Source organism: Sulfitobacter guttiformis (genome assembly GCF_003610455.1).
Classification (GTDB): domain Bacteria; phylum Pseudomonadota; class Alphaproteobacteria; order Rhodobacterales; family Rhodobacteraceae; genus Sulfitobacter; species Sulfitobacter guttiformis.
In genome coordinates, this window is the sequence record NZ_RAQK01000002.1 from 305,437 (window position 1) to 331,017 (window position 25,581).

Genomic DNA, 25,581 nt, shown 5'->3' on the forward strand with positions numbered 1-25,581 from the left:
TCATCCCAATGACACCGCCGTGCCTGACACGGAAACCATCATCATGCTCTCCCCGATAATTTCATAGTCGATGTCGACACCTACTACCGCATCTGCCCCCTTGGCGCGCGCTGCTTGTTCAATCTCCGCCATCGCAGCCTCGCGCGCATCGCGCAGTTTGTTTTCGTACTGGCCCGACCGGCCACCGACTATATCGGTCACCCGCGCAAACATGTCGCGTACGATATTGGCCCCCATGATCGCCTCACCCACCACGATGCCGTGATATTTGGTGACGGGACGCCCCTCGACCGTGTTTGTGGTGGTGATGATCATGAATTGCGTCCCTTGAACCAGCGGATCACAAGCCCGACGACAAAGTAGAAGCCAGCAAAGATGAGTGCCGATAACACAGCCTCTGGCCAGCCGTCGTCCGCTTCCAACCCGAAACCAAAACCGAGCGCGGCGATAAGATAGATTACCGCCGCAACGCCGGTTTCCTTAAACAGTTTGGGCATCAGCCAACAGAGCCTTCCAGCGAGATTGCCACAAGAGCTTGGGCTTCCATGGCAAATTCCATCGGCAGCGCCTGAAGCACGTCCTTGCAAAAGCCGTTGACGACCAGCGCAACCGCCTCTTCCTCGTCCATACCGCGGCTGCGGCAATAAAAGAGCTGCTCGTCGTCTACCTTGGATGTGGTGGCCTCGTGCTCCACGCGGCTCGAGTTATTTTTGACCTCGATATAAGGCACCGTATGCGCACCGCACTGGTCGCCGATCAGCAGACTGTCACACTGCGTGTAGTTCCGGCTTTCCTTGGCTTTCGGGTGCATTGACACCAGGCCGCGATAGGTATTTTGCGCCTTGCCCGCTGAAATCCCCTTGGACACGATCCGCGATTTTGTGCGTTTGCCCAAATGGATCATCTTGGTGCCGGTATCGGCCTGCTGCATGTTGTTGGCGATGGCGATTGAATAGAACTCGCCCTGACTATCGTCGCCGCGCAGAATGCACGAAGGATATTTCCACGTCACAGCGGAGCCGGTTTCAACCTGTGTCCACATCACCTTGGCACGGTCGCCACGACAATCGGCACGTTTGGTCACAAAGTTGTAAATACCCCCCTTGCCGTTTTCGTCACCGGGATACCAGTTCTGAACGGTGGAGTATTTGACCTCTGCATCTTCCTCGATAATGATCTCGACCACTGCCGCGTGCAGCTGGCTCTCATCGCGCTGCGGCGCTGTGCAACCCTCAAGGTAGCTCACATACGAGCCTTTATCAGCAATGATCAGCGTCCGCTCGAACTGACCTGTATTCTCAGCGTTGATGCGGAAATATGTGGACAGCTCCATCGGGCACCGCACACCCGGCGGCACGTAAACAAATGATCCATCGGAGAACACGGCGGAATTGAGCGTGGCATAAAAGTTGTCCTGAACCGGCACAACCGAGCCCAGATACTTCTTGACCAACTCGGGATGGTTCTTGATCGCTTCCGAAATCGAGCAGAAGATAACGCCGGCTTTCAGCAGCTCGTCCTGAAACGTCGTTCCGACCGAAACAGAGTCAAAGACGGCATCCACAGCTACCTTACGCGGCGCATCCGACATCTCTTCTGCGCCCTCGACACCCGCCAGAATTGCCTGTTCCTTGAGCGGAATGCCTAACTTTTTATAAGTCTCCAGAAGTTTGGGATCGACGTCATCAAGCGACTTGGGCTTGACCGCCATTGATGTGGGGCGCGCATAATAATACTGATTCTGGAAATCGATCGTCGGATAATCTACCATCGCCCAGTCAGGCTCGCGCATTTTCTGCCAGCGGGCATAAGCACCCAGACGCCATTCGGTCATCCACTCCGGCTCTTCGTTCTTGGAGGAGATCAGCTTGACGATATCCTCGTTCAATCCAAGCGGGGCATAATCCATTTCGATATCGGTAGACCAGCCATGTTTGTAGGCACCGCCAACTTCGCGCACCGCGTCAACTGTATCCTGATCCACACCGTCTTTTACGCCGCTGTCCATGATCGTATCCATGCTCGTCTTCCTCATCCTCGGGGCTTACGCCGCCCGCATCTGGTGTTTCTCGAATCTTGCGGCCCATGCATCTGCAAAGCGCAAAACATCGTCTTCTGTTGTCTCAAGGCCCAGTGATACGCGCACAGCGCTCGCGGCCTCAATTTCATCATATCCCATCGCCAACAAGACCTTGCTCGCCTTTACCTTGCCGCTTGAACATGCCGATCCTGCCGAAATCGCAAACCCAGCAAGGTCCATCTGCATTACTTGCGTCTCGCCCTTCCAACCGGGCGTTAAGATGCAAGATGTGTTCGGCAACCGGTTCACTTCATTCCCGACAAAAATAGTCTGATCCGAGACGGACGCAATAGCCTTTTCTAGAATACTTCTAAGTTGCGCCACTTCGTCCCACTTACCCGCAGCCACATCGCGCAAGGCTGCCTGCGCTGCTGCACCAAATCCTGCCATCCCGACAATGTTCTCGGTGCCCGAGCGGCGGTTCATCTCTTGACCGCCACCGCGCAGGATCGGGTCGGGATCTTGCGCAGTAAAATTGATCAGTGCGCCAATGCCTTTGGGGCCGCCGATCTTATGCGCTGAGAGGATGGCGTAGGACGGCGTGAACGCTTCGTAGGCCACAGGTACTTTTCCCGCCATTTGCGTGATGTCACAAATCACCGAAAACGTCTTACCGTTTGGCGTTGCACCACTGCCCACAACAGAACTGGTTCGGGCCATGATACCAGTCTCGCTATTGGCGGCAGACCAAGCAATCAGTGGAGGTGCGTCACATGCATCAACCCATTCAAACAATGAGGAAACAGCATCAGGAAAAAGCGTTCCATCAGCGCGGTGTAGCGCAGCGGCTTCATGTTCGCTCCAAACGCTCAGGCAATCGTGCTCCGTAGGGAGGGACGCATAAACGCCTCCATGCCGCGCTTTTTGCGCAACGGCCAATGCGGCGGCCTCGGTCGCACTGGAGGTGAATATCACCTGTTGCGGCCTACACCCTACCAGTTCAGCCACCTGCCCGCGGGCGCGTTCCACCAGCATCTTCGCTGCGCGCCCTTCTGCATGCACCGATGACGGATTTCCGACCAGATCCATTGCCGACACCATTGCAGCACGGGCCTCGGCCCTTAGCGGCGTTGTGGCGTTATGGTCGAGGTAGACGCGGGCCATAGCTATTCATCCACCACGGCAAATAGGTTCGGGACAGCTGGACAGGGCACCATCTGGTTGTTGACCACATCCGACAGGCGCGTCTGGTGCAAGAATACGTAAACGTGGGCCGACAGCCCCTGCCATAGACGGTTTGTCATGGATTGTGCACGACTGCCCGAAGTGCCGCCTGAAACACCAGCGCCCTTGTGCATGGCGTCTACCGTCTCGTCCACCGCACTCAGAATATCGACCACTCTTATGTCCGAGGCAGGCCGCGCAAGCCGGTATCCGCCGCCCGGACCGCGCACAGACGTAACAAGCTCGGCGCGGCGCAACTTAACGAACAACTGCTCTAGATAGGGCAGCGAAACGCTTTGGCGCTCGGCGATATCGCCCAGCGATACAAGCTTATTTTCTGGCTGCATCGCAATGTCGGTCAGAGCGACCATAGCGTAGCGCCCCTTGGTGGACAGTTTCATCGTTTCTCTCCTGACCCGTTTTGGGCCTTGTGTCTCGCCCTATCGCAGTCCGGATCAGGCTTTTGTTTGACGAAGGCGACCTAAATGCCTACATCGCTCAAGTGCGATCCGCTTTAAGTGGATTCCTATATTAGAATTGTTCTAAGGTACCCGACTGAATTCGTCAAGAATATCATCCGCCCCTTGGACCCTGCAAGAGAGTACACCCATGCCCGAGGTAATTTTTCCTGGACCCGAAGGTCGCCTTGAGGGCCGCTATCACCCCCAAAAAGAGCGTGACGCGCCGATTGCGATCATCCTGCACCCGCATCCGCAGTTTGGCGGCACGATGAATCACAAGGTTGTGTATAATATGCACTACGCCTTTTACAGCATGGGTTTCACCGTGCTGCGGTTCAACTTCCGCGGTGTGGGCCGTTCACAGGGAGAGTATGATCAGGGCATCGGCGAGCTATCCGACGCGGCCTCCGCTCTTGATTACCTCCAGTCGATGAACAACAACTCCAAGCATTGCTGGGTTGCCGGTTTCTCGTTCGGCGCATGGATCGGTATGCAGTTGCTGATGCGCCGTCCCGAAATCACGGGCTTTATCTCGGTAGCACCTCCTGCCAACATGTATGACTTCAGCTTCCTTGCGCCCTGCCCCGCATCCGGCCTGGTTATCAACGGAACAGCCGATCGCGTGGCGCCGCCTGCCGACACCGTAAATCTGGTAAACAAGCTGCACGAGCAAAAAGGCATCACTGTTACCCATCAGGAAGTCGAGGGTGCGGGCCACTTCTTTGAAGAGCCGCACATGGATACGCTTATCACTTCGACCACCGAATATGTCCGCCGCCGTCTGACAGAAAATACACGCTAATGGCCGATGATGCCGTCATTCGCATGGCGAACCAGCTGGCCGAAGAATGCCTCGCCGTTCAAAAAGAGACCGGCGAAGACCGTTTGTTTATGGAAGTCGGCGATGTGCTTGGCGCCTCCTCCCAGACCCTCGAAGAGGCGTTTCTAACGGCGATCCGCACGCGCATGGCCGAGCAAAAAGGCCGTGCGTTTCTTGCCAATAAGCTCAAAAAGCACCGCGCAGCCGCTGCCCAACCGGAATGACTGAACGACTTGAGCAACAAATTGCCTTTCTAAATGAGGCAGATAAGCTCAAGTCGGTCAGCCGCGCGACACGACTGTGTGACGGTTCACGATTCGAGAATACCGCCGAGCACAGCTGGCACCTTACGTTATATGCGCTGGTGCTGTCCGATCAGGCGGGGCCGGACGTAGATATCGGCCATGTGATTAAGATGTTGATCCTGCATGATCTGGTAGAAATCGATGCAGGTGATAACCCGATTTTCGGGACGTTTGACGGCACGGAAGTCGAGGCGCAGGAAAAAGTCGCAGCAGACCGTATATTCGGACTTCTTCCCCGAGACATAGCGGAACGTCTTCGTCCCGTCTGGGAGGAGTTTGAGGCGGCGCAGACACCGTCGGCCCGCTTCGCCAAATCCCTCGACCGGTTTCAGCCACCGATGCAGAACCTTGCCTCAGGCGGCGGCAGCTGGACAGACTACAACGTGACAGAGCAGATGATCGACGAACGGGTTGGCCGCAAGATCAACATCGGGGCACCGGCACTTTGGACTTTTGCCCGCGCTAAAATCAGAGCCTTCTTCGCGGCACGTCGCAACACATAAAGAGATACGGTATACCAATGTATACCGTCTTCCCTTGTGGCGAGAAATACACTAAAGCTTAGGGAAAGATAGTGTAGAGTGGCCTGTAGCCAAAGGACCCCCCATGACCAAGATCAAAGTAGAAAACCCTGTTGTCGAGCTTGATGGGGACGAGATGACCCGCATCATGTGGGATTTCATCAAGAAAAAGCTGATCCTTCCTTACCTTGATATTGATTTGAAATATTACGATCTGGGTATTCAGGCGCGCGATGACACCGACGACCAGATTACAATTGATTCCGCCGAAGCAATCAAAAAATACGGCGTTGGCATCAAATGCGCGACCATCACGCCCGATGAGGCCCGCGTCGAAGAATTCGGGCTCAAGAAAATGTGGCGCTCACCCAATGGCACCATCCGCAATATTCTGGGCGGCGTCATTTTTCGTGAGCCCATCATTTGCAAAAACGTACCGCGCCTTGTTCCGGGCTGGACCAAACCGATCGTTGTGGGGCGTCATGCCTTTGGCGACCAGTACCGCGCTACAGATTTCAAATTTCCCGGTGCAGGTAAGCTCACGATTAAATTCGTCGGCGAAGACGGTACCGAGATCGAGCATGAGGTGTTTGACGCCCCTGATTCCGGTGTGGTCATGGCGATGTATAACCTCGACAAATCCATTATCGATTTCGCCCGCGCATCTCTGAACTATGGCCTCACCAAAGGCTGGCCTGTCTATCTGAGTACTAAGAACACAATTCTCAAGCAATATGACGGCCGCTTTCTCGAGCTGTTCCAGCAAATATTCGACGCCGAATTCAAAGACAAATTCGAGGCGGCAGGCATCACTTACCAGCATCGACTGATCGATGACATGGTTGCTTGCGCCATGAAGTGGAACGGTGGTTACGTCTGGGCCTGCAAGAACTATGACGGCGATGTACAGTCCGACACTGTTGCGCAGGGCTTTGGATCGCTTGGGCTGATGACATCAATCCTGATGACGCCCGATGGCAAGACCGTCGAGGCGGAGGCGGCCCATGGCACCGTGACCCGCCACTACCGCCAGCATCAAGCGGGCGAAGAGACGTCGACGAACTCTATCGCATCGATCTACGCATGGACAGGCGGGCTGAAGCACCGCGGTAAGCTGGATGGTAATACAGCGCTCATCGACTTTGCCGAAACGCTGGAGAAGGTTGTGGTGGGAACTGTCGAAGCTGGCCATATGACAAAGGATCTCGCACTTTTGGTCGGACCGGACCAAGGCTGGCTTACCACGATGGGTTTTCTGGAAAAAGTCGATGAAAACCTTAACAAAGCGCTTAAAGGCTAAAAGAACTACGCACAAAGGGCCGCATGAGAGCGGCCCTTTTTTATGCGCTTTTGCGTAATTCTGCAGCGTTGGACAGCGCTGGCACAAAGGGCGTGATGGTACATTCGCGCCCTTCAAACCGGCAAAAGCTGCCCTTTGGTACTTCATTCCATGCGCCCGAAACTGTCTCGAAAGGCTCAGATACCACAGACCAGCCCTGCCATGCCTCGGACCATTGATAAAACAGCGAGGGCGCCAGAGCGTCAGAGGCGTAGCGCACCGCATAAAGCACTTCACCGTCAGAGAAAGCCGCCGTACACCGCATCTGGACCTCTGCACCATAAGCGCGCGACATCTGTTCTAGTAGAGATACCGCCTGCCCCATCGCCGCCTTGGGGTTATGATCAAGACCCAGACCGCAAGCCAGTAAGAACAACACCTCGCTGTCCGTGGCACCGTACCGGAACTGGTACATATCGTCAGAAATTAACTGTTCCGCATGGCGGCGGAACGCTTCGAAACCGCCCACCTGACCGTTGTGCATAAACGACCAGCGTCCCTGCACAAAAGGATGGCAATTGTTACGGCTGGTGGCCGTGCCGGTGGAGGCGCGCACATGCGCCAAAAACAGTTTCGAGCGGACCTGCCGTGCGATGCTGCGCAAATTCTGGTCTGACCATGCCGGGTACACATCGCGGTATAGGCCCGGCTCTGCGCAATGATCGTACCATGCCACACCAAAGCCGTCGGCGTTGATAGATGTCTTACACTTTGACGCTTCGCGAGACTGATGGATTAGTGAGTGCGCAGGCGCGCTGAGGATTTCTGAAATAAAGAGCGGCTTACCCAGCCACGCAGCCCAACGGCACATTCACGCACCACGATTGTGGGTTTTGGCATACAGCTCTGCGATAATCTTGCTCGCGGTTTTCTCGAAAAGACACGGAACAAACGCATGAACCAGCGCGGCACCACCGGCCAGAAACAATTTCCCCGAAAATTTTCCGGCAAAGGCCATATGCTCGAAAAATGTCTCGTCTACTTTTGCGGGATGGTCGAGGAAGATGCGATTGATCATGTCTGTTCCTTTTTGCTCTATTCCAGCAAACTACCCAAAGCACGGTGAAAATCCCTCACAAAGATTGGCGCATTCGGCTTGCTTATGGGATATTCTCCCGTAATAATGAAGATATGGGAGATATTGATACAATAGACCGCAAAATACTGAACGCATTGCAGCGCGATGCAGCGCAGTCGCTTGATGCGCTGGGTGAACAGGTTGGCTTGTCGCGCAACGCTTGCTGGCGCCGGATCCGTGCATTGGAGCAGGCAGGCATTATCACCGGACGCATCGCTACAGTGAACGCGGCCAAACTGGGTCTTGGGCTCACGGTTTTTATGCAGATCCGTACCAATGCGCATGCCCCCGACTGGATGCACAAATTTTCCGCCGCCACACGGGCCATGCCTGAAATACAGGGTGTCTACCGCATGAGCGGGGATCTGGATTACTTGATCCGCGCCCGAGTCGCGGATATGGCGGGCTATGACCAGCTTTACCAGCGTCTCATTGCGCGGGTGCCGCTCTCGGACGTTTCTGCAAGTTTTGTGATGGAAGAAATCAAGGAAACATCCGAGCTAAACCTGTGAAAGGCCGTCCCCATGCCCGTCTACTTTATCCTCGCCCTCGCCGTAGTGTTTGAAACCATCGGTACGACTGCGCTCAAAGCCAGCGAGCAATTCAGCCGCTTGGGGCCTTCGGTTATCGTCGTTTTGGCATACGGCGTATCGTTTTACCTGCTCTCGATTACACTCAAAACCATTCCCGTGGGTGTGGTGTATGCCCTGTGGAGCGGTCTCGGTATTATTTCGATCGCGACCATCGGTTGGCTCGTGTTCGGTCAAACGCTGGATCTGGCGGCAATTGTAGGGATGGCAATGATTATCGGAGGTATTGCGGTGATCCACCTATTTTCGACGACATCCCCCCACTAAGCGGGCAAAAATCCCCCATAAGATGCTGTCCGCACCTCCTGCGGGGTTTTTCACTGGCCTTTGCTGCGGATGCACGGTAGAGGCCGCTCAACTCCCTGAGATAAGGCATTCGACATGGATCTGCGGAACATCGCAATTATTGCACACGTTGACCACGGCAAGACGACGCTGGTGGACGAACTTCTAAAACAAGCGGGAACATACCGCGAAAACCAGGCGACGACCGAGCGCGCCATGGACAGCAACGATCTAGAACGCGAACGCGGCATCACGATCTTTGCGAAACCAACTTCCGTTGTGTGGAACAACACACGCATCAACATCGTGGACACACCCGGCCACGCTGATTTCGGCGGCGAAGTCGAGCGTATCCTGTCGATGGTGGACGGTGTTGTGCTGCTGGTGGATGCGGCCGAAGGCCCGATGCCACAAACCAAATTCGTAACGTCGAAAGCGTTGAAACTGGGCCTGCGACCGATTGTTGTGATCAACAAAGTCGACAAATCCGACGGTGAGCCTGATCGCGCGCTGGACGAGTGTTTCGATCTGTTTGCAAACCTTGACGCCACCGATGACCAGCTTGATTTCCCAACCATGTACGCCTCTGGCCGTGCTGGCTGGGCAGACATGGAGCTTGACGGTCCACGCAAAGACCTCAGCGCGCTGTTCGAACTGATCCTTTCCCACGTCCCTGCGCCCGCGCAGATTGCCGACCGTGAAAAGCCATTCACAATGCTGGCGACGACATTGGGCGGTGATCCGTTCCTGGGTCGCTTGCTGACAGGCCGTGTTGAATCCGGCACGCTCAAGGCAGGTCAAACGATCAAATCCATGTCGCGTGACGGCAAGCTGATTGAAAACTTCCGCTGCACCAAAATCCTCGCTTTCCGCGGGTTGGAGCAGACAGCAATCGAAACAGCAGAAGCCGGCGATATCGTTTCCATCGCTGGCATGACCAAAGCGACTGTGGCAGATACCTTGGCTGATCCATCAGTAAGCGAGGCCATCCCAGCACAGCCGATCGATCCGCCAACGATCACTGTGACTTTCGGCATCAACGACAGCCCGCTCGCAGGCCGTGATGGCAAAAAAGTACAGTCCCGCGTCATCCGTGACCGCCTGCATAAAGAAGCCGAATCCAACGTTGCAATCAAAATCTCCGACACACCTGGTGGCGAAGCGTTTGAAGTTGCAGGTCGGGGTGAATTGCAAATGGGGGTTCTGATCGAGAACATGCGCCGCGAGGGTTTTGAGCTTTCAATCTCCCGCCCACAGGTTCTGTTTCAGGAAATCGATGGCGTGCGCCATGAGCCAATCGAAGAAGCCACAATCGATGTGGATGACGAGTATTCCGGCGCCGTAATCGAAAAGCTGACCGGCGTTCGCAAGGGTGAGCTGGTCGAGATGCGCCCTGCCGGTGCCGGTAAAACCCGCATCATCGCGCATGTCCCATCGCGTGGCCTGATTGGCTACCATGGTGAATTCCTGACAGATACACGCGGCACAGGTGTTCTAAACCGTGTGTTCCACTCTTGGGCGCCGCATAAAGGGCCAATTCCAGGTCGTCGCGCAGGTGTGCTGATCTCGATGGAGAACGGTACAGCAGTATCCTACGCTCTGTGGAAACTCGAAGACCGTGGCCGCTTCTTTATCGGGGCGCAAACGGACGTGTATACAGGTATGGTCATCGGCGAGCACAGCCGTGAAAACGATCTGGAAGTTAATCCGCTTAAGGGTAAACAACTTACCAACGTTCGGGCCTCCGGTACGGATGAAGCGGTGCGTCTGACCACACCGATCACCATGAGCCTTGAAGAAGCGATTGCCTATATTGATGACGATGAGCTGGTGGAAGTCACACCGAACGCGATCCGACTGCGCAAACGCCATCTTGACCCACATGAACGCAAGCGGATGTCAAAATCCAAGTAATTTAAAAAAGGGCGCTCCTGATTGGAGCGCCCTCTTTGTATCTTCAGTCAGGTGCGGCGCTGCCGCATGATGTCATTGGAACGAAACGCTTACGAAGCGTTTATTCGGTTGTCTCGATGATCATTAATTCCCGCTCGGATGCGCCTTTTGCGAATTCGAGTGCGGCTTGATATGCGGGAGAATGATAGCAACGCTCTGCCGTTTCGACATCTGCAAAGCGCGCAACAACATTGCGCGGACGCTCCTTGCCTTCAAGCTGAACAAACCGGCCACCGCGGGCAATGAATGTCCCACCGTGATCTGCAATGGCAACCGTCGCGCCTGCTGCGTATTTTTTATAGGCTTCTTCGTCGGTTACTGTGACATGAGCGATCCAAAGTGCTGGCATTCCATTTATCCTTTCAAGATATTTTCAGCGGCCGCAATCGCCGCCTCAGCGTTCTGGGCCGACGCACCGCCACCCTGAGCCATATCAGGACGACCGCCACCGCCTTTGCCACCAAGCTCCGAGACCGCCGCCCGCAAAATATCGACAGCAGAAATCCTGTCCGTCAAATCTTTTGTAACACCTGCCGCAACCGCAGCTTTGTCGCCGGTATCCGCAATAAGCAAGACCACACCCGATCCTAGACGCGCCTTATGCTCGTCCATCAACGCAGGAAGGTCCTTGCCCGTTACCCCGCTTAAGGTCTGTGCATGGAAGCTTATGCCATTCACCTCGCGCGCAACCGGAGCACTTGTGCCACCTGACATCGCAAGTTCGCGGCGAAGCTGGGCAACCTCGTTTGCTAATGCGCGGCGTTCGTCCATCAGTGCACGGACGCGGGCCGGGACCGCAGATGCCGGACTTTTGAGCTCCAGCGCTGCCTGCGCTAGCAGACTGTCCTGCGCGCGAAGATGCGCAATCGCTGCCTCGCCGGTCAAGGCCTCGATCCGCCGTACACCTGCACTGCTGGCGCTGTCACCAAGCAATACAAAGGCTCCGATATCGCCCGTGCGCGCTACGTGCGTGCCTCCGCATAGTTCAAGAGAGTATGTATTGCGATCAGCACCCTTACCGGAGGCGTCCTGACGCCCCATTGACACAACGCGTACTTCGTCACCGTATTTTTCGCCAAAGAGCGCCTGAGCGCCCAAGGCCCGTGCATCATCGGGTGTCATGATCCGTGTTTCGACAGCAGTATTCTGGCGTATATATGTATTCACCTCTGCCTCAATAGTCAGAATATCCTCTGCACTGATCGTTTCACTATGGCTGAAATCAAAGCGCAGACGGTCGTCCGCGTTCAAAGACCCGCGTTGCGCTACATGATCACCCAACGCGTGGCGCAAGGCTTCGTGGAGCAAATGCGTGGCAGAATGATTGGCGCGGATAGCGGTACGGCGGCCGTGATCCACCTCAAGAACAGCAGACTGTCCGTTTGAAATGCTTCCTTTTTCGACCTTTGCGAAATGGATGAAAACACCAGCGGCCTTACGCGTGTCAGTGATGCGTGCGGTGCCGGTATCTGTACGGATAATTCCGGTATCACCCAACTGCCCACCGCTTTCAGCATAGAATGGCGTCTGGTTCAGGGCGATTTGTACCTCGCCGCCTTCGCTCACGTTAACTACGCCGCTACCGTCCTGGACCAGAGCGGCAATTTTGCCCTCTGCCGTCTCGGTATCGTAGCCGAGAAATTCTGTCACGCCGGCCTTATCTGCTACATCGAACCAGATAGTTGCGTCCGCGGCTTCGCCGGAGCCCGACCATGCCGCACGCGCTTTGGCTTTTTGCTCCGCCATGGCAGAGGTAAATCCGTCGGTGTCGACAGTGCGGCCCTTTTCACGCAGAGCATCCTGCGTCAAATCAAGGGGAAATCCAAATGTATCATAGAGTTTGAATGCCGTAGCACCTGCCAACTCGCCGCCCTCGGGCAACATGACCAACTCTTCATCAAGCAGCTTTAGACCGCGGTCGAGGGTCTGCCGAAAGCGTGTCTCCTCCTGCAGCAATGTCTGCTGGATCATGCTCTGCGCCTGCCCCAGTTCAGGGTAGGCTTGTCCCATCTGCGCCACCAATGCGGGCACCAGCCGGTGCATCAATGGATCCTTCGCGCCCAGCAAATGGGCATGGCGCATAGCGCGGCGCATGATCCGGCGAAGCACATAGCCACGCCCGTCATTACTTGGCATGACGCCATCGGCCATCAAAAACGATGTAGAGCGAAGATGATCGGCAATCACGCGGTGATGGGTCTTGCCCGGCCCGTCCGGGTCGCTGCTTGTTGCGTTTGCAGAAGCCTCGATCAGGCTACGCATCAGATCAGTCGAGTAGTTGTCATTCGTTCCCTGCAAAAGGGCTGCAACACGCTCGATCCCCATACCGGTGTCGATAGACTTATTCGGTAGGTCGCGGCGGGTGCCATCCTCGAACTGCTCGTATTGCATGAATACGAGGTTCCAGATCTCTACAAAGCGGTCGCCATCCTCTTCAGGTGAACCTGGAGGTCCACCCCAGATGTGATCGCCGTGGTCATAGAAGATTTCGGTACAAGGCCCGCATGGACCCGTCGGACCAGCGGACCAGAAGTTGTCATCTGTCGCAATGCGGATGATCCGGTCATCGCTGAGGCCTGCGTGCTTTTTCCAGATCGCCACCGCTTCGTCATCCGTATGATAGACAGTTACGATGAGGCGCGAGGCATCGATACCGAATACTTTTGTCAGCAGGTCCCACGCCATCGGAATTGCATCTTCTTTGAAATAATCACCGAAACTGAAATTGCCCAGCATTTCGAAGAAAGTGTGGTGACGTGCAGTATAGCCCACATTGTCCAGATCGTTATGCTTGCCCCCCGCCCGCACACATTTTTGCGCAGTCGTTGCGCGTGTGTAATCGCGCGTCTCGACGCCGGTGAAAAGGTTTTTGAACTGCACCATGCCCGCAGCAGTGAACATCAGCGTTGGGTCATTGCGCGGCACCAGCGGGCTGGACGGAACAACCGTGTGACCCTTATCGCCGAAATAGGTCAGAAAATTTGAGCGAATTTCGTTAAGCGTTTGCATGATGTCCGTCCTTTGGGCACGCGGAATTATCCCTGTGAGATAGCGGGGGCATCGTGGGCTGTCCACAGGCAGGGAATGAAAAAAAGGGAGCACGCCCTGTGGTGTGCACCCTTTTCCCGATAGATCTTGCCAAGAATACCTAGATGACTTGCTTAGTCATCTAGAATGTTGGGCTCATCGTCACTATCTGAGCCGTTGAAATCCAGACCATGGGAGGCGCGGATTTTATCTTCGATGTCGTTCGCCATTGCAGGATTTTCACGCAGATAGGTCTTTGCGTTAATCCGGCCCTGACCGATCCGCTCATCCCCGTAGGAGTACCAGCTGCCAGATTTATCGACGATCCCAGCCTGCACCCCCATATCAAGAAGCTCACCCATTTTCGAGATACCTTCGCCGTACATGATCTCGAATTCGACCTGCTTGAATGGAGGAGCCACCTTGTTTTTGACGACCTTGACCTTCGTCTGGTTGCCGACCACTTCGTCACGATCCTTGATTGAACCGATGCGGCGGATATCGAGGCGCACAGAGGAATAAAACTTTAGCGCATTCCCGCCTGTCGTCGTCTCGGGCGAGCCAAACATAACGCCGATCTTCATACGGATCTGGTTGATGAAAATCACCATGCAGTTCGATTTCGAGATCGAGCTGGTGAGCTTGCGCATTGCCTTGCTCATCAGGCGCGCCTGAACACCAACCGAGCTGTCGCCCATCTCGCCCTCGAGTTCGGATTTGGGCGTTAATGCCGCGACCGAATCCACGATGACCATGTTCACAGCGCCGGAACGCACCAGTGTATCAACAATCTCGAGTGCCTGTTCGCCGGTATCGGGCTGGGAAATCAGCAGCTCATCGATATCAACGCCCAGCTTTTTGGCATATTGTGGATCAAGCGCATGCTCGGCATCGACAAAGGCACAAACACCGCCTGCCTTCTGCTGTTCGGCCACACAATGCAGCGTAAGTGTGGTTTTACCCGATGATTCCGGGCCGTAGATCTCGATGATCCGTCCCATGGGCAATCCGCCAATGCCCAAAGCAATATCAAGTCCGAGCGAGCCGGTCGACGAGGCGGTAATATCCTGAACCGCACCCTCCGCGCCCAGCTTCATAATCGAGCCTTTGCCGAACTGCCGTTCGATCTGCGCCAGCGCGCTGTCGAGCGCCTTTTGCTTGTCTGCCGTTTTCTTGTCCATGTTCAAAAGATCTGCCGTTGCCATTTGGGTTCGTCCCTTACTGTCACAGGGTGAAGGTGACGGCAATCGCCACCGGCACCGGAGTTTTATGTTCCTCTAATGTTCTTATGGGTACAAAGAAAGAACATTTCAATTAAATTATTTCTTCTCCAATCATGGGGCCGTACTGGTTAAAAAGTTGTTTATGAGCAAAGCTACAGTTATGTTATCGGCATCTGGAGGGTCTATATGCTTGTTTTCTTTAAGGAACGCCTTGCGTTTCTGTCCATGCCAAAGACGGGATCAACTGCCTATCAAAGCGCACTGGCATCTCGGGCGGATATAGTAATAAACGAGCCGCCCCTTCTCAAACATGCACCGGTCTACCGCTATAACCGATTCATCCGCCCGATGTTTTTGAATGTGTGTGATGCAGAGATGGAGTTAATGGCCGTTATGCGCGAGCCAATCAGTTGGCTTAGCAGCTGGTACCGCTACCGGCAGCGACCTTTCATGAAGGACAAGCCGAATAACACCCATGAAATCACCTTCGACGACTTTATTCTCGCCTACATGAGGGGGCAGCGGCCCGGTTTTGCCGAAGTCGGCAATCAGCTCAAGTTTCTGGAGCGTCAGCCGAACGGTACAGGCATTACCCATCTGTTTGCTTACGAGGACCAGCCCCGCCTTCAATCTTTCCTTGAAGAGCGGTTAGAGGTGAAATTGAGTATCAAGCGTGAAAATGTCTCTCCCGCCTTCGAGGTGGCCTTGTCACCGGACATCGAGGAGCGCTTTCGCCGCAAATTTGCTGATGATTTCACATTGTATGAAAGCATTTCAAAGAACTAGTGAAGCTGATTGTTTACGGTTTCGGTGAGATCACTCAGCGAGAAGGGTTTGGGCAAGAAAACTGAATTCGGTATCTTCTTTTGGGCCTCCCCCAAGCTGTCTTCAGCATAGCCAGACACAAAAACCACACGCACATCGGGGCGCGCGATCAATGCCTGACGGACCCAACTGGGCCCATCCATGCCAGGCATTACGACATCGGTCACGAAGACATCGATTTTAAGATCTACATCCTCAAGTGTTGCGAGAGCTGCCTCGGCATTTTCTGCCTCAAGCACCGTATATCCGCGCAGTCGTAGCGCACGGCTCGCAAACGCTCGTACCGGCGCCTCATCCTCAACCAACAAAATAACGCCGCCCTTTGGCGCATTACCGACAGCGGCGGGCTTTTCGACTGCTTTTGTCACAGATACATGTGCGTTTTGGGCCAAAACAGGGAAATATAATGTGAAACAAGTACCAACCCCCTCTGTGCTGTCTACGAAAATATAACCGCCCGATTGCTTGATAATTCCGTAAGCAGTTGAAAGTCCGAGGCCTGTCCCCTCGCCCGTGCGTTTGGTTGTGAAGAATGGCTCGAAGACTTTTTGGAGTTTATCCTGTGCTATACCTGAGCCATCATCACTGACTTTTATCGTCACATATTGACCCACCGGAACAGTGACCTGATCACGTTGTAAAGGTGTCTCAAGTTTACTACATTCCGTGATAATTCGGATTTCTCCGCCAGACGGCATTGCGTCGCGGGCATTCACGACAAGGTTCATTAAAACCTGCTCAAGCTGGCGTTTGTCTGCGCGAATGGGATGAAGAACCGGATCATGGCTGAGCGTAAGAGTGATTTTCTCGCCCACGAGCCGGTTTAGCAAATGGGTCAGATCAGCAAGCGTATCACGCATATCAAGTGTCTCTGGGCGCAATGTCTGCTTTCGCGAGAAAGCAAGCAACTGCCCGACCAAAGCCGCCGCACGATTGGCGTTTTGGTTGATTTGTATCAGATCGCTATAATCTCTGTCCCCTTGGTCATGCCGTAAAAGCAGCAGGTCGCAATGGCCGGAAATCGCAGTTAGAAGATTATTAAAATCATGCGCGACCCCGCCCGCCAGTTGGCCGATCGCCTGCATCTTCTGACTTTGTACAAACTGCGCCTCAAGTGATTTGAGTTCTGTTGCGTCATGCAAAACTGCAATCAACGCCGGCGTCCCGTCTTCTTCGATCCGGTTGAGCGTCACTTGGACAAATGCCTCGCAGTCACCACGCGTCAGCCGCAAGAATTCCGACTTTTGAACCAGTCGCCCTGCAAGGGTATCGTCAAGCCAGTCGTTTATCGAACGTCCCAACCCTTCCATCAACGCCGAAAGGTGTGCGCCCTCATCCAGCATCACACCGATCAGTTTCGATGCACGTTTGTTATAGGATTGTACGGTACCATCAGGTGCGATTTTGATCATCGGGATCGGCATATCCTGAAAAACCTGCCAATCGTGATTTTGCACCTGCTCACCGACAACAGGTGGTGGCAAGAGATACAAGGCACGGCGCCCTGCCCCTGCATCCGTTTGTGCCACCAGTGCCGGCTGATTGCCCGAGGTTGTAGAAATCTGCATCACAGTGCCCGGAGTAACAACTTGGGCTGAAAAAACCGCGTCGAGCGATTTGACCCGCGAGCCGATAAACTGGCGGGCAGCATGATTCATCGATAAAATCGCGCCACTCCGGCCTACCATCAACATTGGTAAAATCCGGCTATCGCTGGGTAAACTGCCCGCCGCCTGAACATTCTGCGGCTCCACCCGCCATGCAAATCCGTCCGGTCCGATCGCATGGACCGAAAGCAGGATCTGCCCACTGTTGGTTATAATCTCCTCGCGCGCCGCGCCGCCTGATGCTGCACGTGACTGCAAGCGAAACAGAACGGGACCGGGATTACTTATCCGCTCCGCCAGAACCGATGCTAGCGTGGCGTCTTTTCTTTCGCCAAAGGTTCGTGTGGCGGCAGCATTTGATGACGCAATCTGACCATCTGCACCTGTGATAAAGCTGGGCGCGCTGTCATTTGTAATAAAAAGCGACAGCGATTTGCGGCTTTGTCCCCGCGCGATCCTGTGCCCTATCCGCAACACGATAAGCACCGCAGCAATGCATCCCAAGCTCATGCCAGCAGCCGTTGCCGCGCGGCGGGGCGATCCGTCGAGCACGATCAAAGCAGCGAGACACAATATAATTGACAACCCCAGCAGCACGATCAGGCGCTGAGGCGCAATCATAACCACCCGATCCGCGAATGTCATCCGAGTGCTCGACTGCATATCTTCCCTTCCAGGCATCACTGAATTCGGAAACCGAATCCCTGCTGTACTGTTGGTCCGAAGGGTTAATTGCCGATTAACGCATTAGGAAAACCGATCGCACACCCGGTCCGGTTGAAGTGTTGCGATTATTTTAACAACGTCAAGTCTGTTTGAGATGTGCCGTGTAAAAGCCGTCTCCAAGTGCGCTCACGGCAAATGTTTGATCGTACACACATTGCCAGCCCGGAGTACGCGCAATGAAGGCATCGACCCGCGCGCGGTTCTCCTCAGGCAAAATTGAGCACGTCGCATAAGCGAGTGTGCCGCCCTGCTCCACCAGCTTTGCCGCATCATCAAGAATGCTGTCCTGAACTGCCATGGTGTTTTCCAGCTGCGCGGGGGTAAGGCGCCATTTCGCCTCTGGTGCACGACGCCATGATCCGCTGCCGGAGCATGGTGCATCGACCAGAACCAGATCGTATGGCCCGAATGTTGGCAAATCACTACCTTCCAGTTGGGTGATCTCCGCCTCTGCACGGGCGGCACGCAAGGGCAGATCGCGCATGCGCGAAGGGTCTATATCATGGGCAAACACCGCCTGCGCGCCGCGTGCGACCACCGCCAGCGCCTTGCCTCCGCCGCCCGCGCAATAATCCAGCACACGCGCCGCAGGTGGCAGCGCGTCAACCACCGCTTGGCTGCTGGCGTCTTGTAACTCGACAAAACCGTCAAGGTATGCGGCCGAATTTCGGATACGCCTGCTGCCCGACACAACAGTAAGTGCAGTCGGGCTGAGCGGGTTGCCCACCACTTCGACCTCGGCTTCGCTCAACATGCGTATAGCGCCAGAAGTGTCTGATTTTGATGTATTAACACGCAATGTCACAGGCGCACGCCCCTGGAGCGCCAGTGCCGTTTCCGCCGCTTGCGCGCCAAGCCCTGCCTCAAACCGCTCCACCAGCCAGTCGGGCAGGTTCCATGCATCTTCATGCGGCATCTCCCCCTCGGGAAGCGCCTCTTCATAATCCATCAAAGGCGCGGGTCCGTGCCCTTCTCCAGTAAAAAGCGTCGCAGGATCGACCCCGTTACGGCGCAACAAACCGATCATCAGGCCACGACCGGTGGCTGCCCGGCCCAGCCATGCGGCAGAGCGCCGGATGCGCTGCACATCAAACACATAGTCGCGAATGGCTGCGCGGTCTTTGGACCCTGCGAAACGGTTCCCCCTTCCCCAGCGCGTGAGAACTTGCTCGGCTGGTGTGCCGTCACCGATCATGTCTAGGATCTCGATGGCGGCAGCCACCCGTGCAGCGGGGGTCACTTAAGGAACTCTGTCATGGGGCAGCCATTTCTATCGTTAGGGGATTCGCGCGTAAAATGGATGTCTACCACCTGTGTCACACTTGATTGTAGCCTCAATATTTTCATAGTCATATCTCACTGCGCACCAGTTAAACCACGTCTAACCCAAGTTTTACACATGTAAGCGCCTGATTAGAAGGCCACCATTAGCGCTCCAAAACATCTGTTTCTTCGGGGGTCGGACCCAATTTCGTGTACTTATATAGATTGGTTGTAGGACGCTCAGCGTCGAATAGCTTGCGCCGGATAACGGCGCAGATCGTACCGGTCACCTATCGGTCAAAGCAGACTGTGTGAGAGTACGGTCGCTTACGTCTTTTCTTACCATCGGAACCGCTAATCGGCAGGGTTATGCACTGCATGATGCCGAGAGGTGGATACTTGGGCCTTGAGCCAGCATGGCAATGCAAAGTTAGCAAAATACAAATGAAAGATATTTGTGCTGACATGCCCAAGCTTGGCGATCTGATCAGAAAACATGAAGCGAAGCTGGCGGGTCTTTGGCCTATATTGAGGCAAACGGAAAAGTGGCAAGGCAAAGATCGCATTCAGACGGGTCGCGCCAGCATCAGGCGTGCGGTTTATTTGCCAGCTCTTGTTGCAACCCCCATCGCTCAGAGAATGAGGGCAAAAGCCCAGCGGTAATCATACGACATCTGATAGTCCGAGCCACCGCATTACTTCGGGATAGGGGACAATCGAACCCAAACCCAGCTTGACCAATACGGAGACCAACACCTGCATGCATGTGCTGCTGTGCAATGGAACATGCAGATCCTTGACCTGCTTGTCATCCACATCTGGTTCCTTCCCGCCCGCCACGCTCGGATACCACGGACGCCCGTTCAAACAGGGTCCGCTGGCATTGACAGATCATCGTCAGATGCCGTCCGGACCGATCTGCCAACTCGCGGACCGCACGATTGCACATTATGCCTCGTTCACTGCTGCCGGTACCGCGGACTGTAACTGAACTTTCATCACTCTGTGTTCAAACTGCATCGGACCTTGATATTCCATGGTCGAGTCACGACCGCTCGGATGGTAGCAACGCTCAATGTAGGCGAAGCAACAGCAGGGGCTTGATCAAGCGCCCGGTAGACTTTGCACTTTAACCGCATGATTTTGAGCTTTTATAGGAGGCTTGCTGCCGTAGCGCTGTCTCAGACATTGCACGACGGGATCACCCACTGGCCGCCAGATCGCGATGATATGTGTATCCTTCACAATTTGGCTTGCCACTGCACCCTTCATGACCTGCTGACGATGCGCCTTGTGAATAATCCGATGACGACCGTGACACATAGCCAACATTCGGCTGTCCTGATGCAGGCGAACTGGGAGACTTCTTTCTAGTTGGGGCCAAGCAATGCGCCGCAGTGCATGTTTCATGCAGGATAGAGAGAGCTTCGAACTCTCGGTCAAGCCTATCAGCTGCGATGACAGAGCGTTTCCCCCCATCCTGTGGAACTCGCCGCCATCTCGGCTGCGCTATTCGCTGTAGGCCAATGGATGTGAGCTGTGCAAAAAGGTCCAATCAGATCAAACCCAGCTTGAACGAAACACTGCCCCCGGACTTCCCCTCTTTACGAACCCGCACACTCTGTGGACGCATCAGCCTTACACTGTACCCGCCCCATGGCACACCGTGTCAGTCACACATCCTGCTAACGATTGCCCAGCTGGCGATTTGGCAAAGCCATGTCTGAACAACAGGTGGCCAACCCTCTCGGTGCTTCGCCACAATCCCGAACATCACAGTTGGTCGCTGGCGATGCCCCCTCTCAGACATGCAAGCATGTGCTGCCAGTAGTTCGCCGCGACCTTCTGCAAGATACCGCGCCCGGCTCTTAATTTCGTTACTTTACGTCTCAGGCTTCGCAGATCTTCATCGCCATGCTTATTTATCTTTGCTGGGAAACGCACCTATACCACTTGATCCAAACTCCCGGCCCCTTCAGCGGCGCAAATTCGCATGCACATTCAAATCCCTAAATACCTGTGTTCGCTCTCGTCGCGCACCACAACAACCTGCGCAGCCTCACGCTTAAAGTCCGGGATGAATACTGTTTTTATGGTCGCTCGTGTCCTATTTAAGAAATATGCCGTACCGGCGTCCACCAAATCGAAAAAATCTCAACTGGTCTAAAGCCGACTTTGGGCTCTTATGGCCAGCCTGCGGTTCGGCTGTACCGATGCGACCACTCTTTAATGCTCGTAATATTTGTTGGCGAGGCGTCAGTCAGTCACCAAACTATTCATTCGCTGCTCGTGCATCGATGTTAGCTTTTAGCTATCCGGCTCTGGAGGACAACGCGCGGTCGGACCGGTGGCATTACATCACGTAAGCGCACCGCATTGTATTCTTCTGCGGCGAGATAGCGGTCCCATTTGCGGCTTGCCTTTCCATTGTCGTGCCTCCTACCCTTTGCTCACTCTGTGGGAAGTCGGAGGACCTCCCCGACCTTGAGCCGCACGCGGGCCGTTCAGGGCCATTTGGGGGACGAAGCAGGCCCGAAGATGTTTATGAGGGCCCGGTGTTCCTTTGCGATCAACGCACTCAATACCATCGGACCAAGAAAGAGCGGTTCTGAGAGGCAAGCATTGGCTTTGACCAGCTCATGACGGTCACATACGAAGTGTACCCATGTAATTTTGGCGAACCTTTCATATGGCGGATGCCGTGCAGCGATGTCAGGGTTTTCGCTGTGACAAAGGCCCCGGTCTTGAGATGGCCCAGCAACTGCCCACCGCCGCCCACAAATATGCGGTGTTGGGGCGATACGATCAGATCTTGCGCTGGATGACCGTGGCCAAGCGCACCAACGCTGATGAGCACAGGTTTGTCCTCAGCTTCGAACCCTTCCAGCGGATGGTCGCTGCTGCGCAGCCAGCGGATCGGCTGGGACCGTGATCCAGTGTGTTGACCAGATCGTCGAGATGCAGCGTCTCTACCTTCCGAGGTCGGTCTGGAGAGGATATCCATGTCATACGGTCGTAAGTATTGTGTGCGCTTTCCCCGGTAAAGTTGATACCCCCGCCGCCAAAACTGTCGTTATCCGAATAGTCGGCCCCGTCCAGGCCTGCGTTGGACGGGTTGAGGATCCCGTCGTCCGCCTGGTCGGCGTGCAGTTCCCAGATATCGTCGTAAAAGGCTGAAAGGTCGATGAAGTCTTTATCCGTGCTGTCACCGTCATTCAGAGTGCCGCTGTAGCCGGTGTTGAAGTCGGTGATTGTATCAGCGCCGTCGTGGAAGAGATAGCCACCGCCCTATTTATGCCATCGCTGACCGTTTCAGGTTCGCTGCTGGTATAGGCTCCCTTGATTAGGACGGTCAGCGCGGTCAGATCAATTGTATCAGAATCTTCACCACCCTCGCCGCCGATGATCGTATTACTGCCAATAGCCATCGCGTGGGCCGAATATGACCTGATCATCACCACCATCCATGTAGTCATCGCACGACCCGCCCTCGAGAACATCAGCGCCCGCGCCGCCGGCAAGGCTGTCGTTATCCGCACCGCCGCGCAGCGTGTAATTTCCACGTTCATTAGCAATCGTGTCGTTACCGCCGCCTTCCTCAAAGCTGTCTTGCCTTTTGGTCCCACTCACCGGATTGTCGGGCGTCTGCTCGCAGGTCTGCGGATCGAAGCTGCTGTAGGACGGAGCAAGCGCACCTGTGGGATTATAGGAGTCAACGACGAGGTGTTTTGCGCCGGGCTGAATCGGGCCGCCAGCAGCAGATCCTATCAAGGCAATGCCGATATACAGTGAATAGAAAGACAGGGGCACCGCAGCTGGCCCCTCAATAACGAACGCACAAGCCGCATGGATGGATCCACTAGGAATTGTAGCGCCGCCTAGATCCGCTACGTCCGTAGCGCAGCACCGATCATCCATCCCAGACTGGTTAGAATCGCAGCTTTGGTCCTTGCACACGTCCGCTTCTGTCCCACAGCGAAACTACGTATTTTGTTGTGAGTGAAGTACACGGGCATTTTACCCCTAGTCGGACGAGCAGGTAATTACATCCCGATGAAACCTTGATAGGGTGAGAGTAATTAGGAGTATAATAATGTTAACCAAACGCCATTTTATTATTTCGACTGCGGCATTGTTTTCGGCACCGCTTTCCGTTTCATCTGCCGCTGCCGCGACAACGGATCGGTCAAAGTGGGATGCTTGGGACGCGCAAGTCACGCCTGCAGGTTACGAACCAAGTACAACCAATCCATGGGGTGTCGCATCGCGGTTCCTACCTCGTTTGGTTGAAGCAAACGCGAACCTGACAGCGGGTGATATTCATGTCGATGCTGTTGCACGCTACCTGTATCACATCCGCGATAACGGTACCGCAATGAGATATGGCGTGGCCATCGCGCGGGGCGACCTTTATGAGCCGGGAACCTACTCAATCAGGCGCAAAGCCAAGTGGCCAACCTGGACGCCAACTCCAGCGATGATCAAGCGCGATCCGGCTTTGTATGAGCAACATGCTGATGGCATGGATGCGGGGCCGTCAAACCCGCTTGGATCGCGGGCTTTGTATCTCTTTGTTGGAAACCGGGATACCTATCTGCGCATTCACGGATCACCCAGCCCACGTTCGATTGGTGGCAGAGCCAGCTCCGGCTGTGTGCGGATGATTATGCCTCATATAAATGATCTCTATGAGCAGGTTAATACCGGCTCTAAAGCGATCCTTTATGCGCCAGAAGAGCTGGCTACTGCGAACAGCTAACTCTCTGAAATTGATAAAAAGGTAAAGCATTGATCGCTTTACCTTTTTATTATGTAACGGCGGGGCGGCTACAGATAGGCCGTCCGTTGTCCGCACGTAGCGGAAGAAAAGTTGTCTCGACGGGACCTACGTAGCGATAGACATAGCAGCCGTCAGCAGGGTCTATCCGAACGCTGGTCAGATCTTGGTTCTTTGCGGCGATAGCTAGAACGCCTTCAGGCAACTCTGTAAAGAAATCATCTGACGGACTTTGGCTTATACTTTGCATATCTCCGCAAGCTGAAACCAGCAACGCTGCACATCCTACAAGCCATACACGAGTGTTCATCTGTAAATATCCCAAAAGTTTCTACGACCCGATTAAGGTGTTTCTGTACCAAAGTAAAATCGACTGATATGTCCCTTACATATGAATTTGAAAATTTCAGCGTTCAGAGATTTTTTCAATCATCATTTGGGTTTCAGACAGCATGCGGCACACCGTGTAAGCATAGCAAATAAGCAACCCAGCGCTCGCGCTTAAAGAACATTAATGTCTCGCACTGCTCGCTCTGTTGAGGAAACTCGGCCAATATGATTGGGCCGAATATGTTTCATGCGCTAAGCGGGCCGATGCATTACTTGCGGCGAAGGATATTTTGAGCCCAAAATTTTCAACTTCGGACTACTTCGATAACCGGACTGAGGTAAACTTCTGGATTGGGCGCTTTTGCGCTTTTCCGGTACATTTATAATCGTGAATTTTAAGGGCTATCTTCCTGATAGGCGCTGGAGGGGATCACATTAAAGGTAATTAGTGTGCATCTAAGCTTTAATTGTTAAGATATGCCAATGAATGCTTCTTCCGCACACACTCAGCTAAAAGCACAACAGCAGTGCCACATCCCAACGTCATACGTTGTCCTGGGCTAGGCTATATTCCAACGGTCCTCAGCCTTGCTTAAACAATTTTTTTATCGAAATACTTGCCGTCATTCGTGGTGCAGAATCTTTTCAACCGCGGTGAACAACCCTTTGCCATCCCCCTGAATTAAGCGTTCTCTGACGCGAGAAAGGTGGAGCTTTAACGGAAATCGTCAGATTTGCTGTGTTTGTCGTCATATTCACGACGTGCCTCTTCGACCGCATTCATATTGTCATTCGCCCAAAGATAAATCGCCTGAAACGGTGGCAACAAAGTCAGGCCCAAAGGCGTCATCTCGTAAAGCACACCGGGCGGCGTGGTCGCGACGACCGTGCGGGCAATAATCCCGTTCCGCTCTAACCGCTTGAGGGTCATCGACAGCGACTTTTGCGATACCCCTTCCAACCGCCGTTTCAAATCGTTGAAACGGGTCCCGCCGCCATTCAGGACCGTCATGATCATCATCGACCACTTGTCAGCGACCTGATCAAACAACAGGCGCGACGGGCAATCGACCGAAAAACGCGATCCATCGCAGGGGGTATCATACGGCATGGTTTCCTCCGGGTTACTTAGTGCATTTCAAGTGCGTTCTGGACACTTGGTTTCAGAAGTATACTTAAGCCTTCGTCACGAAAAAAGCGAATTAGG

At 54.4% G+C, this 25,581-nt stretch carries 27 protein-coding genes; 10 read left to right on the forward strand and 17 right to left on the reverse strand.

Annotation, left to right across the window (positions count from 1 at the left end; genetic code table 11):
- Genes C8N30_RS14165 through iscR form a run of 5 tightly spaced genes read right to left on the reverse strand, consistent with a single transcriptional unit; the run spans position 1 to position 3,645 of the window.
- Positions 1 to 315 (reverse strand): YbjQ family protein, encoded by a 315-nt coding sequence (locus C8N30_RS14165; RefSeq protein ID WP_025062141.1) that lies wholly within the window; start codon positions 313 to 315, stop codon positions 1 to 3.
- The gene (locus C8N30_RS14170; RefSeq protein WP_025062140.1) at positions 312 to 497 is read right to left on the reverse strand and encodes a hypothetical protein; all 186 of its coding nucleotides are present in this window, start codon (positions 495 to 497) and stop codon (positions 312 to 314) included. The genes C8N30_RS14165 and C8N30_RS14170 overlap by 4 nt, the downstream gene beginning before the upstream one ends.
- Positions 497 to 2,020 carry a Fe-S cluster assembly protein SufB gene (sufB, locus tag C8N30_RS14175; protein ID WP_025062139.1) on the reverse strand — a complete coding sequence of 508 codons (1,524 nt, stop codon included), beginning with the start codon at positions 2,018 to 2,020 and terminating at the stop codon, positions 497 to 499. Before sufB ends, C8N30_RS14170 begins: the two co-directional genes overlap by 1 nt.
- Before the next feature lie 24 nt (positions 2,021 to 2,044).
- Positions 2,045 to 3,184, reverse strand: a complete 1,140-nt coding sequence (locus C8N30_RS14180; RefSeq protein ID WP_025062138.1) for a cysteine desulfurase family protein — start codon at positions 3,182 to 3,184, stop codon at positions 2,045 to 2,047.
- A gap of 2 nt (positions 3,185 to 3,186) precedes the next feature.
- Positions 3,187 to 3,645: a Fe-S cluster assembly transcriptional regulator IscR gene (gene iscR, locus C8N30_RS14185; protein WP_025062137.1), complete on the reverse strand. Its 459-nt coding sequence runs from the start codon at positions 3,643 to 3,645 to the stop codon at positions 3,187 to 3,189.
- A gap of 208 nt (positions 3,646 to 3,853) precedes the next feature.
- On the opposite strand from iscR, the gene C8N30_RS14190 reads away from it, so the two are divergent.
- The 4 genes from C8N30_RS14190 to C8N30_RS14205 all read left to right on the forward strand — a co-directional run bounded on the left by C8N30_RS14190 (position 3,854) and on the right by C8N30_RS14205 (position 6,651).
- Positions 3,854 to 4,507, forward strand: coding sequence for an alpha/beta hydrolase (locus C8N30_RS14190; RefSeq protein WP_025062136.1), 654 nt, complete (start codon positions 3,854 to 3,856; stop codon positions 4,505 to 4,507).
- Positions 4,507 to 4,749, forward strand: a complete 243-nt coding sequence (locus C8N30_RS14195; RefSeq protein WP_025062135.1) for a hypothetical protein — start codon at positions 4,507 to 4,509, stop codon at positions 4,747 to 4,749. Before C8N30_RS14190 ends, C8N30_RS14195 begins: the two co-directional genes overlap by 1 nt.
- The gene (locus C8N30_RS14200; protein WP_025062134.1) at positions 4,746 to 5,333 is read left to right on the forward strand and encodes an HD domain-containing protein; all 588 of its coding nucleotides are present in this window, start codon (positions 4,746 to 4,748) and stop codon (positions 5,331 to 5,333) included. The genes C8N30_RS14195 and C8N30_RS14200 overlap by 4 nt, the downstream gene beginning before the upstream one ends.
- A gap of 103 nt (positions 5,334 to 5,436) precedes the next feature.
- On the forward strand, positions 5,437 to 6,651 hold the full coding sequence (locus C8N30_RS14205) for an NADP-dependent isocitrate dehydrogenase (RefSeq protein ID WP_025062133.1): 1,215 nt from the start codon (positions 5,437 to 5,439) through the stop codon (positions 6,649 to 6,651).
- Positions 6,652 to 6,691: 40 nt separating this feature from the next.
- On the opposite strand, the gene C8N30_RS14210 is transcribed toward C8N30_RS14205, so the two are convergent.
- Together C8N30_RS14210 and C8N30_RS14215 are read right to left on the reverse strand one after the other, a co-directional pair.
- Positions 6,692 to 7,501: a class II glutamine amidotransferase gene (locus C8N30_RS14210; protein ID WP_025062132.1), complete on the reverse strand. Its 810-nt coding sequence runs from the start codon at positions 7,499 to 7,501 to the stop codon at positions 6,692 to 6,694.
- Positions 7,502 to 7,708, reverse strand: a complete 207-nt coding sequence (locus C8N30_RS14215; protein WP_025062131.1) for a DUF6356 family protein — start codon at positions 7,706 to 7,708, stop codon at positions 7,502 to 7,504. It lies immediately after the preceding gene.
- A 113-nt stretch (positions 7,709 to 7,821) separates the two neighbouring features.
- On the opposite strand from C8N30_RS14215, the gene C8N30_RS14220 reads away from it, so the two are divergent.
- The 3 genes from C8N30_RS14220 (at position 7,822) to typA (ending at position 10,557) form a co-directional block, all read left to right on the forward strand.
- On the forward strand, positions 7,822 to 8,280 hold the full coding sequence (locus tag C8N30_RS14220) for an Lrp/AsnC family transcriptional regulator (protein WP_025062130.1): 459 nt from the start codon (positions 7,822 to 7,824) through the stop codon (positions 8,278 to 8,280).
- 12 nt (positions 8,281 to 8,292) lie between these two features.
- Positions 8,293 to 8,625: a DMT family transporter gene (locus C8N30_RS14225; protein WP_025062129.1), complete on the forward strand. Its 333-nt coding sequence runs from the start codon at positions 8,293 to 8,295 to the stop codon at positions 8,623 to 8,625.
- A 114-nt stretch (positions 8,626 to 8,739) separates the two neighbouring features.
- The gene (typA, locus tag C8N30_RS14230) at positions 8,740 to 10,557 is read left to right on the forward strand and encodes a translational GTPase TypA (RefSeq protein ID WP_025062128.1); all 1,818 of its coding nucleotides are present in this window, start codon (positions 8,740 to 8,742) and stop codon (positions 10,555 to 10,557) included.
- Positions 10,558 to 10,657: 100 nt separating this feature from the next.
- Here the strand turns inward: typA and C8N30_RS14235 are convergent, their stop codons facing one another.
- The 3 genes from C8N30_RS14235 to recA form a co-directional block, all read right to left on the reverse strand.
- Positions 10,658 to 10,945, reverse strand: coding sequence for a DUF1330 domain-containing protein (locus C8N30_RS14235; RefSeq protein WP_025062127.1), 288 nt, complete (start codon positions 10,943 to 10,945; stop codon positions 10,658 to 10,660).
- A gap of 5 nt (positions 10,946 to 10,950) precedes the next feature.
- Positions 10,951 to 13,605 carry an alanine--tRNA ligase gene (gene alaS / locus C8N30_RS14240; RefSeq protein ID WP_025062126.1) on the reverse strand — a complete coding sequence of 885 codons (2,655 nt, stop codon included), beginning with the start codon at positions 13,603 to 13,605 and terminating at the stop codon, positions 10,951 to 10,953.
- A gap of 152 nt (positions 13,606 to 13,757) precedes the next feature.
- Positions 13,758 to 14,828: a recombinase RecA gene (gene recA, locus C8N30_RS14245; RefSeq protein WP_025062125.1), complete on the reverse strand. Its 1,071-nt coding sequence runs from the start codon at positions 14,826 to 14,828 to the stop codon at positions 13,758 to 13,760.
- Between the two features lie 204 nt (positions 14,829 to 15,032).
- Here recA and C8N30_RS14250 point away from each other — a divergent pair, with 204 nt between their 5' ends.
- Positions 15,033 to 15,632, forward strand: a complete 600-nt coding sequence (locus tag C8N30_RS14250) for a hypothetical protein (protein ID WP_025062124.1) — start codon at positions 15,033 to 15,035, stop codon at positions 15,630 to 15,632.
- On the opposite strand, the gene C8N30_RS14255 is transcribed toward C8N30_RS14250, so the two are convergent.
- Together C8N30_RS14255 and C8N30_RS14260 are read right to left on the reverse strand one after the other, a co-directional pair.
- Complete coding sequence (locus C8N30_RS14255; RefSeq protein ID WP_232222806.1) at positions 15,629 to 17,941, reverse strand: ATP-binding response regulator; 2,313 nt, start codon at positions 17,939 to 17,941, stop codon at positions 15,629 to 15,631. The two genes, C8N30_RS14250 and C8N30_RS14255, sit on opposite strands and share 4 nt — an antisense overlap.
- A gap of 142 nt (positions 17,942 to 18,083) precedes the next feature.
- Positions 18,084 to 19,244: an RsmB/NOP family class I SAM-dependent RNA methyltransferase gene (locus C8N30_RS14260; protein ID WP_025062122.1), complete on the reverse strand. Its 1,161-nt coding sequence runs from the start codon at positions 19,242 to 19,244 to the stop codon at positions 18,084 to 18,086.
- A gap of 488 nt (positions 19,245 to 19,732) precedes the next feature.
- On the opposite strand from C8N30_RS14260, the gene C8N30_RS19980 reads away from it, so the two are divergent.
- Positions 19,733 to 19,930, forward strand: a complete 198-nt coding sequence (locus C8N30_RS19980; protein WP_409373601.1) for a transposase — start codon at positions 19,733 to 19,735, stop codon at positions 19,928 to 19,930.
- On the opposite strand, the gene C8N30_RS19405 is transcribed toward C8N30_RS19980, so the two are convergent.
- The 4 genes from C8N30_RS19405 to C8N30_RS14285 all read right to left on the reverse strand — a co-directional run bounded on the left by C8N30_RS19405 (position 19,931) and on the right by C8N30_RS14285 (position 23,077).
- Entirely contained in the window at positions 19,931 to 20,083 is a 153-nt protein-coding gene (locus tag C8N30_RS19405; protein WP_156949542.1) for a hypothetical protein, read from the reverse strand.
- Positions 20,084 to 21,845: 1,762 nt separating this feature from the next.
- Positions 21,846 to 22,271 carry a Hint domain-containing protein gene (locus tag C8N30_RS14275; RefSeq protein ID WP_084273571.1) on the reverse strand — a complete coding sequence of 142 codons (426 nt, stop codon included), beginning with the start codon at positions 22,269 to 22,271 and terminating at the stop codon, positions 21,846 to 21,848.
- A 211-nt stretch (positions 22,272 to 22,482) separates the two neighbouring features.
- Positions 22,483 to 22,695, reverse strand: coding sequence for a hypothetical protein (locus tag C8N30_RS14280; protein ID WP_025062118.1), 213 nt, complete (start codon positions 22,693 to 22,695; stop codon positions 22,483 to 22,485).
- Positions 22,679 to 23,077 carry a hypothetical protein gene (locus C8N30_RS14285; protein ID WP_147419716.1) on the reverse strand — a complete coding sequence of 133 codons (399 nt, stop codon included), beginning with the start codon at positions 23,075 to 23,077 and terminating at the stop codon, positions 22,679 to 22,681. The genes C8N30_RS14280 and C8N30_RS14285 overlap by 17 nt, the downstream gene beginning before the upstream one ends.
- Before the next feature lie 283 nt (positions 23,078 to 23,360).
- On the opposite strand from C8N30_RS14285, the gene C8N30_RS14290 reads away from it, so the two are divergent.
- On the forward strand, positions 23,361 to 24,026 hold the full coding sequence (locus tag C8N30_RS14290; RefSeq protein ID WP_025062116.1) for a L,D-transpeptidase: 666 nt from the start codon (positions 23,361 to 23,363) through the stop codon (positions 24,024 to 24,026).
- 1,063 nt (positions 24,027 to 25,089) lie between these two features.
- Here C8N30_RS14290 and C8N30_RS14300 read toward each other — a convergent pair.
- Positions 25,090 to 25,485, reverse strand: coding sequence for a winged helix-turn-helix transcriptional regulator (locus tag C8N30_RS14300; protein ID WP_025062115.1), 396 nt, complete (start codon positions 25,483 to 25,485; stop codon positions 25,090 to 25,092).
- Positions 25,486 to 25,581: the final 96 nt, after the last annotated feature.

What these genes read in the sequence shown, in the direction of transcription:
- C8N30_RS14165 (WP_025062141.1), bottom strand. Translation starts at nt 315, where the DNA reads ATGATCATCACCACCACAAACACGGTCGAGGGGCGTCCCGTCACCAAA.
- C8N30_RS14170 (WP_025062140.1), bottom strand. Translation starts at nt 497, where the DNA reads ATGCCCAAACTGTTTAAGGAAACCGGCGTTGCGGCGGTAATCTATCTT.
- sufB (WP_025062139.1), bottom strand. Translation starts at nt 2,020, where the DNA reads ATGGATACGATCATGGACAGCGGCGTAAAAGACGGTGTGGATCAGGAT.
- C8N30_RS14180 (WP_025062138.1), bottom strand. Translation starts at nt 3,184, where the DNA reads ATGGCCCGCGTCTACCTCGACCATAACGCCACAACGCCGCTAAGGGCC.
- iscR (WP_025062137.1), bottom strand. Translation starts at nt 3,645, where the DNA reads ATGAAACTGTCCACCAAGGGGCGCTACGCTATGGTCGCTCTGACCGAC.
- C8N30_RS14190 (WP_025062136.1), top strand. Translation starts at nt 3,854, where the DNA reads ATGCCCGAGGTAATTTTTCCTGGACCCGAAGGTCGCCTTGAGGGCCGC.
- C8N30_RS14195 (WP_025062135.1), top strand. Translation starts at nt 4,507, where the DNA reads ATGGCCGATGATGCCGTCATTCGCATGGCGAACCAGCTGGCCGAAGAA.
- C8N30_RS14200 (WP_025062134.1), top strand. Translation starts at nt 4,746, where the DNA reads ATGACTGAACGACTTGAGCAACAAATTGCCTTTCTAAATGAGGCAGAT.
- C8N30_RS14205 (WP_025062133.1), top strand. Translation starts at nt 5,437, where the DNA reads ATGACCAAGATCAAAGTAGAAAACCCTGTTGTCGAGCTTGATGGGGAC.
- C8N30_RS14210 (WP_025062132.1), bottom strand. Translation starts at nt 7,501, where the DNA reads ATGTGCCGTTGGGCTGCGTGGCTGGGTAAGCCGCTCTTTATTTCAGAA.
- C8N30_RS14215 (WP_025062131.1), bottom strand. Translation starts at nt 7,708, where the DNA reads ATGATCAATCGCATCTTCCTCGACCATCCCGCAAAAGTAGACGAGACA.
- C8N30_RS14220 (WP_025062130.1), top strand. Translation starts at nt 7,822, where the DNA reads ATGGGAGATATTGATACAATAGACCGCAAAATACTGAACGCATTGCAG.
- C8N30_RS14225 (WP_025062129.1), top strand. Translation starts at nt 8,293, where the DNA reads ATGCCCGTCTACTTTATCCTCGCCCTCGCCGTAGTGTTTGAAACCATC.
- typA (WP_025062128.1), top strand. Translation starts at nt 8,740, where the DNA reads ATGGATCTGCGGAACATCGCAATTATTGCACACGTTGACCACGGCAAG.
- C8N30_RS14235 (WP_025062127.1), bottom strand. Translation starts at nt 10,945, where the DNA reads ATGCCAGCACTTTGGATCGCTCATGTCACAGTAACCGACGAAGAAGCC.
- alaS (WP_025062126.1), bottom strand. Translation starts at nt 13,605, where the DNA reads ATGCAAACGCTTAACGAAATTCGCTCAAATTTTCTGACCTATTTCGGC.
- recA (WP_025062125.1), bottom strand. Translation starts at nt 14,828, where the DNA reads ATGGCAACGGCAGATCTTTTGAACATGGACAAGAAAACGGCAGACAAG.
- C8N30_RS14250 (WP_025062124.1), top strand. Translation starts at nt 15,033, where the DNA reads ATGCTTGTTTTCTTTAAGGAACGCCTTGCGTTTCTGTCCATGCCAAAG.
- C8N30_RS14255 (WP_232222806.1), bottom strand. Translation starts at nt 17,941, where the DNA reads ATGCAGTCGAGCACTCGGATGACATTCGCGGATCGGGTGGTTATGATT.
- C8N30_RS19980 (WP_409373601.1), top strand. Translation starts at nt 19,733, where the DNA reads ATGCCCAAGCTTGGCGATCTGATCAGAAAACATGAAGCGAAGCTGGCG.
- C8N30_RS14275 (WP_084273571.1), bottom strand. Translation starts at nt 22,271, where the DNA reads ATGGATATCCTCTCCAGACCGACCTCGGAAGGTAGAGACGCTGCATCT.
- C8N30_RS14280 (WP_025062118.1), bottom strand. Translation starts at nt 22,695, where the DNA reads ATGGCTATTGGCAGTAATACGATCATCGGCGGCGAGGGTGGTGAAGAT.
- C8N30_RS14290 (WP_025062116.1), top strand. Translation starts at nt 23,361, where the DNA reads ATGTTAACCAAACGCCATTTTATTATTTCGACTGCGGCATTGTTTTCG.
- C8N30_RS14300 (WP_025062115.1), bottom strand. Translation starts at nt 25,485, where the DNA reads ATGCCGTATGATACCCCCTGCGATGGATCGCGTTTTTCGGTCGATTGC.